This is a genomic window from Tropicimonas sp. IMCC6043, from assembly GCF_004146235.1.
GTDB lineage: Bacteria > Pseudomonadota > Alphaproteobacteria > Rhodobacterales > Rhodobacteraceae > Tropicimonas.
The window spans coordinates 1-378 of record NZ_SELO01000175.1 but is presented as its reverse complement, the minus strand read 5'-3'; the positions used below and the strand labels follow the sequence as shown (position 1 = coordinate 378).

At 57.4% G+C, this 378-nt stretch carries 1 pseudogene; it reads left to right on the top strand.

What is annotated here, in order from left to right:
* Positions 1–134 precede the first annotated feature (134 nt).
* A pseudogene (locus EU800_RS26300) lies at positions 135–378 on the top strand (transposase); the annotation flags it as partial.

Here is a 378-nt window from a genome sequence, read left to right as displayed (position 1 = left end):
GCTTCCTGTTCCTTGATCATCCCGATGATCTGCGCCTCGGTGAAACGGCTCTTTCGCATTTGTTTGCTCCTTCGAAAGGTTGAGCAAACTCTACGTCAGCGTGAGGGAATTTTCGGGGGGCAGGTCAGAACGGAATGAAGAGATCACGGTTCAGCGAAGAACAGATCATCGCGATCCTGAAGAGCCAGGAGAGCGGCGTGGCGACGGCGGATGTGTGCCGCGAGCACGGGATCAGCTCGGCGACGTTTTACAATGGAAGGCGAAGTTCGGTGGGCTCGAGGTTTCGGATGCCCGGAAGCTGAAGGCGCTCGAGGACGAGAATGCGAAGCTGAAGAAGCTGTTGGCCGAGCAGATGCTGGACAACGCGATGCTGCGGGA